We start from the raw sequence: 5,963 nt of genomic DNA, 5'->3' as shown, positions 1-5,963 counted from the left end.
GGATACGCATTGCCGCTAACGAGATCTCCGGTCGCGATGATGGCAAGGTGGTCATGCCCGTTCGGGGGGCAAGTGGTCAAGTTATTGTCGGATCGTGGCTCCATCGCGATTGCGCTCGCAGCTCCGCTGGCGACAAGATGGCGGTGAAGAGACCGCGCAATCTTGCGGGGGCGTTCGGGTGGGGGCATGGCGATGTTGCGTCGGGCCGAGGCGATCAGGCACGTGCTGCTGGCCTCCGCGCTGTTCGGCCTGGCGGCATGCAATTCCGGGGAACGACCGCAAGCTCTGCCCGCGGAAGGCCTGTCGTCAGCCGAGGTCGTCGGATTCGGCACGATCCGCTTCTGGGGGGATGCGGTCGTCCCCACCACAAGCAAATATGTCGATACCCAATACCGGCAGATCGCCGCTTCGGGCTGTGGCAAATGCCAGGCGGCCGCAACATTTCTTGCGATTTCAGGTGGGAGCGGAGAGGGGGCCTATGGCGCGGGTTTCCTGAAGGGCTGGAGCGCACGCGGCGACCGGCCTCAATTCGAGGTCGTCACCGGGGTCAGTACTGGCTCGCTCGCTGCGCCCTTTGCGTTCCTCGGCTCGCACTATGACGGCGCCCTGGAGGAGATCTATACGCGCTACGGCGATAACGAGCTCTTTCGCAGCAAGGGAGTCCTCGGACTGTTTGGCGAGTCCCTCTACGACACGACGCCACTGCGCCACCTGGTCGAACGCTATGCGACCGAGCAATTGCTCGATGAAATCGCCGCCGAGCACCGCAAAGGCCGCCGTTTATTGGTCCAGACCACCAATCTCGATGCTCAGCGGCCGGTGATCTGGGACGTGGGCAGCATTGCCGCGAGTCAGCGGCCCGACCGGCAGAAGCTCTTTGTCGACATTCTGCTCGCTTCGGCAGCCATACCGGCGGTCTTTCCGGCCGTGCGCCTCAATGTCGAGAGCAACGGCAAGGTCTTCGACGAGCTTCACGTCGACGGCGGTGTCACCTCGCAGATCTTCTTTGCCCCACCGGGGCTCGATCTCAACGGGGCTGCCCGGCGCAACCTCGGTCAGGAACGCAGTCTCTCGCTCTATGTCATTCGCAACGGCAAGCTGGAGCCGGAATACAAGGCCAGCACCCAGACGGTGCCGGGGTTAGCCACACGCTCGATCTCGACGCTGGTGAAATACCAGGCGCTCGCCAATATCGCAGCGATCTCGGAGATGGCGAAGCGAATGCACGCGCGCTTCTCCTTCACCGCCATTCCCAAGAGCTTTCAAGGCAATCAGCGCTCCGAATTCGATACGGAGTACATGAAAGCCCTGTTCCAGCGCGGCTATGAGGAAGGTCGCAGCGGCAAGGCCTGGGAGACACAGCCGCCGCTCTCGCCGACGCTGGCCTCGCGCTGATCGCCAGCMTCTTGCGCCCCGCCGGTGCATAGGGCGTTCCAGTGCCGGATATAGGTCGCAAGCGCGTTGGCGATGACTGGGACCTCGCGTCCCGCGGCGTCGATCCAGGCCGACGGTGCTTCTGCCAGCCAGGAAATCGGCAGGTCGGGATCGAGTGCCTTGCCCTTGCTCGCCGTCATCATACCTGCCAGGAGATGTGTGCGTGGAAGTGCGAAGCTGGCGGGCAGGCGGCCGGCCAGTGCCCTGTCGAAATAGAGACAGGCGTCGAAATCGATCGCGTGCAGCGTACCGCCGGCCCCGCGCAGGAGATTCGGATTCGAGCGCGGCCGGTCGACATTGTGCAGGAAGCAATCCGCCTCCGCGATCGCCAGGAGACTCGCCGCATCGTCGGGGCCAAGGTCCGCGGCTGCGACCGGCGCGGTGTTCGGGATGAAAGCAACGCCGAGATTCCAGCCAAAGCTGCGCTGGATCATCTCGTCGAATTCGTCGGTGCCGACCATCCATGGGAAGCCGTGCGGCAGCAGCAGTGGTTTGGCATCGGGGACCGGTGCGCCGAGCAGCTTCGCGAAGCGCAGGGCAAGGAGCTCGATCAGCAGGCCACGAGGCCCTGGCCCGGCGCCGGCGAGCTTCAGGACATGCAGCCTGCCGTCGGTCGTCCGAACCAGGCAGGGGCGTGTGCTCGCATCACTGAAGACCCGCAGGATTTCGACGACCGTAGCGGCTGCGTCACMCCGGGGCTCCGGCGAGGCCACTATTGTMCCCGGCCAGCGCGCGCCGCGAACCGGATTGCTTCCTCCGCTGCCTTGAACAGGGCCTTGGCCTTGTTGATGCACTCGAGCTGTTCGGAAGCCGGGTTCGAATCATAGACGATGCCGGCGCCGGCCTGGACATGCATGCGGCCGTCCTTCACCACGGCGGTGCGCAGCACGATGCAGGTGTCCATTTCGCCATTGGCACCGAAATAGCCGATGCAGCCGCCATAGGCGCCGCGTGCGTCATGTTCCATCTCATCGATGATTTCCATGGCACGCACCTTCGGCGCTCCGGAGACGGTGCCGGCCGGGAAGCCCGCGGCGAGTGCGGCCAGCGCATCATGCTGCGGGTCGATCGCTCCCTCGACATTGGAAACGATGTGCATGACCTGGCTGTAACGCTCGATGAAGAAGGAATCGGTGACCTTGACCGAGCCGATCCGTGCAACGCGGCCGACGTCGTTGCGGCCAAGATCGAGCAGCATCAGATGCTCGGCCCGTTCCTTGGGGTCGGCCAGCAGTTCCTCGGCGAGCGCCGCATCCTCTTCGGTCGTCGCGCCGCGCCGCCGCGTGCCGGCGATCGGCCGGATGGTGACGGTATCGTCGCGCAACCGTACCAGGATCTCGGGGCTCGAACAGACGATCTGAAAATCAGCGAAGTCGAGATAGCACAGGAACGGCGCCGGGTTGACGCGCCGCAGCGCCCGGTAAAGCGCAAAGGAGGGCAGGGCGAAGGGCGCCTCGAAACGCTGCGACAGCACGACCTGGAAGATGTCGCCGGCGCGGATATAGTCCTGCGCCCGCGCCACCATGGCGTGAAACTCGGCCTCGGTCGTGTTGGAAACGATGTCGGGCTGCGGCAGCGCGGCGATATCGATGTCGGCTTCCGGGGGGAGAGGACCCTCGAGGATATCCGTGACCCGGTCGAGCCGCTCCTGGGCCCGATCGTGGGCGACGCGTGCGGCAACGCCCGGTTGATGGCGGACGGGCGTCACGAGATGGATCTCGTCGCGCACGGAATCGAACACCACCATCAGGGTCGGGCGGGTCAGGATCGCGTCGGGGACGCCGGTCCCGGTGTCCTTTGGCTGCGGCAGTCGCTCCATCAGCCGCACCATGTCGTAGCCGAGATAGCCGAAGACGCCGGCCGCCATCGGTGGCAGGCCATCCTCGTCGGGGATAGCGCTCTCGCCGAGCAGAGCCCGCAGGCTCTCGAAGGCGGGGCGCGGATCGGCGACGAAGGCCTCGCCCAAAGCCGGTCGGCAAAGCGAAGCCTCACCGCGATGGCAGCGCCAGATCACATCCGGCTCGATGCCGATCATCGAATAACGCCCGCGTACGGCGCCGCCCTCGACCGATTCGAGCAGAAAACTTGGGCCGGACGTGGCGTGCCTCAGCTTCATGAAGGCGGCGACGRGCGTCTCGCAATCACCGACCAGGACGCGCCGCAGAAGCTGCGGCGCTCCCGCGTCATACGCCTCCGCAAAGGAGGACAGATCGGAGGGCGCAGACATCAGTTCTGCGCGCCGCCGGTGGCGTTCCGGAAGGCCGTCTCGTTGACCGTGACGCCGAGGTTGCTCTGCAGTTTCGCGACATACTGCGCGAGGATATCCTCGCTGACGCTGGAGCCGAGCAGGCGGGCAAAATTCTCCGCCTCCTGCGTCGTCCGGGCATAGGGCGGTACCGTCGCCGAAACGACCTTGAAGAGGACGCGCCCGCTGTCGTCTGCGCCCAGCGCCGAGTTGCTCTTGCCGACAGGCGTTCCGAAGATCAGGCTGATGACATTGGCGGGCAGCTCCGGCTTCTGGTCCTGCCGGCCGAGCTCCGCCGCCTGTTCGACAACCAGGCCGGCCGAGGCGGCCACGGCATCGAAGGCCTCGCCGGAATCAAGACGCTGCACCAGTTCGCGGGCCTTGGCCGAGAGCTTGCTCGCCACCTCGTCTGCCCGCCATTGACGCTCGACCTCGCCCTTGACCTCGTCAAAGGTCCGCTCGCGCGAGGGGTCGATCTTGGTCACATCGAACCAGACATAGCCCGTGTCGCGCGGCAGGCGAACGGCCTCGTTATCGACGCCGATATCCGAGCGGAAGATGGCGGGAAGCGTGGCGTCGCCGCCGGGCAGGGGCTGTGCCTGCGTGCCGTCCGGCTTGCCCAGGCTGGCATCGACCGGGCCGACCGTCAGCAGGGGCAGATTGAACTCGCGTGCGATCTCGGCAAGCGGCTTGGCCGCGGCCCGTTGGTCCTCGATCCGATCATGCAGGTCCGTGAGCTGGCTCGTGGCCTTGCTGGTCGCGACGTCCTTGCGCACCTCGGCAGCAACCTCCTCAAAGGGCCGGATATGCTCGAGTTCGATCGTCGGGACGCGGAGGAGCACCGAGCCGAAGGCGCTGGCGACCGGAGCGCTGACGGCTCCCTGGGCAAGCGCGAACGCGGCCTCGCGCACGGCCGGATCGAAGACCTGATTGCGCGTGAAGGTGCCTAGCGTCAGGTCCTTCTCGGCGACATTGCGCGCGGCGKCGATCGCCTCGAACGCTTCGCCGGCATCGATCTTCGCCTTGGCGGCCTGCGCCTCCTCGGCATTCGGGAAGGTGATCTGCTGGATCGTGCGCTTCTCGGGGGAACCAAAGCGCTGCGCCTTGACCTGCTCATAGCGGGCCTTGGCCTCTTCGTCGGTGACCTTGCTCGGGTCGGCCAAAGCTTCGGTCGAGATCGTCAGCACGTTGGCGCTACGGAACTCGGGAGCCCGGAAACTCGCCTTGCGTTCGTCGAAATAGCCCTTGAGCTGAGCTTCGGTCGGTGCGGCGATCTCACCGGCGGCCGCCGGCGGCAGCTTGGCGAATGTCACTGCGCGGCGCTCGTTGCGCAGGCGATGTCCCAGTTCCTGCAGCGCGACCGGAGCGGTCACGCCGCCGACCACCATCTCGGCGATCTGTTGGCGCAGGATCGTGGCGCGCTGCTCGCGCACATAATTCTGTTCGTTGAGCCCGTTCGAGCGCAGCAATTCGTTGAAGCGGGCCGGCGAGAAGTTGCCGGAGGCATCGCGGAAGACCGGGTCCTGGAAAATCAGGTTGCGGATGGTCTCGTCGGAGACCGCAAGCCGCATCCGGCTCGCGGTCTGATCGAGCACAGCCTCCGTCACGAGGCGCGAGAGCACCTGGCGGTCGAGCCCCAGCGCGCGCGCCATTTCGGGAGTAATCGAGCGGCGCTGCTGGCGCGTCAGGTTCTGGACTTCGTTCTGATAGGCCACGCGCATCTGCTCGAGGCCGATCTCGGTCTTCCCGACCTGAGCGACAGAGTTGCGTCCATACCCCCGGAAGATGTCGCCGATGCCCCAGATCGCGAAGGACAGGATCAGAAATCCGAACATCACTGTGATGATGAGCTTGCCAATGAGGCCCTGACCCGCCTTGCGGATGCGATTCATCATCATGGGGTCGTTCTTTCCCTCTCCGGCCGCATCGCTGCGACGCGAGCCTTCGCGTTTTGTGGCGCTGCTTATAGGAACCGATCACGCTGCCCGCAATCTTCACCGTGGTCTTGCCGGCTGATTGCGGCGCGTTGCGGGCGTTGGTAGAGCCCGGAGCGAGAGAAGAGGARAAAAATGGTGACGCGCAGCATCAAGCCGTTGGTGGCAGGCAAYTGGAAGATRAACGGGCTCAAGGCCKAGCTTGCCATCGCAGCCGAGGTAGCCAGGGGCTATGACCGGGAGCTGAAACACGCGGTCGATCTCGCCATCTGCCCACCGGCGACGCTGCTCTTTGCCATGACGGCAGCCCTGACCGGCTCGCGGATTGCCACGGGCGGACAGGATTGCGG

The 5,963-nt window shown here is 65.4% G+C and carries 5 protein-coding genes; 2 read left to right on the top strand and 3 right to left on the bottom strand.

Annotated elements, in window-relative coordinates:
- Positions 1-186: 186 nt before the first annotated feature.
- A complete protein-coding gene (locus AC1DJT_RS33565; protein WP_441505550.1) occupies positions 187-1,395 on the top strand; it encodes a patatin-like phospholipase family protein in 1,209 nt (402 codons plus the stop codon).
- Here AC1DJT_RS33565 and AC1DJT_RS33560 read toward each other — a convergent pair.
- From AC1DJT_RS33560 to AC1DJT_RS33550, 3 genes are read right to left on the bottom strand one after another with little or no spacing between them, the layout of a single operon-like run.
- Complete coding sequence (locus tag AC1DJT_RS33560; protein WP_476835772.1) at positions 1,323-2,147, bottom strand: HipA family kinase; 825 nt, start codon at positions 2,145-2,147, stop codon at positions 1,323-1,325. The two genes, AC1DJT_RS33565 and AC1DJT_RS33560, sit on opposite strands and share 73 nt — an antisense overlap.
- Positions 2,147-3,661 (bottom strand): anthranilate synthase component I, encoded by a 1,515-nt coding sequence (trpE, locus tag AC1DJT_RS33555; RefSeq protein WP_476835771.1) that lies wholly within the window; start codon positions 3,659-3,661, stop codon positions 2,147-2,149. Before trpE ends, AC1DJT_RS33560 begins: the two co-directional genes overlap by 1 nt.
- Positions 3,661-5,577, bottom strand: a complete 1,917-nt coding sequence (locus AC1DJT_RS33550) for a peptidylprolyl isomerase (RefSeq protein ID WP_476835770.1) — start codon at positions 5,575-5,577, stop codon at positions 3,661-3,663. The genes trpE and AC1DJT_RS33550 overlap by 1 nt, the downstream gene beginning before the upstream one ends.
- Before the next feature lie 171 nt (positions 5,578-5,748).
- Here AC1DJT_RS33550 and AC1DJT_RS33545 point away from each other — a divergent pair.
- Positions 5,749-5,963, top strand: a 215-nt coding sequence (locus AC1DJT_RS33545) for a triose-phosphate isomerase (protein ID WP_476835769.1), incomplete at its 3' end; no start/stop codon positions are given.

Source organism: Allobosea sp. 05T422_2 (assembly GCF_056396265.1).
The sequence above is the reverse complement of the archived record's forward strand: the minus strand, read 5'-3'. Positions and strand labels throughout refer to the sequence as shown.

Coding starts and splice junctions, on each gene's coding strand:
- AC1DJT_RS33565 (WP_441505550.1), top strand. CDS start 187: ATGGCGATGTTGCGTCGGGCCGAGGCGATCAGGCACGTGCTGCTGGCC.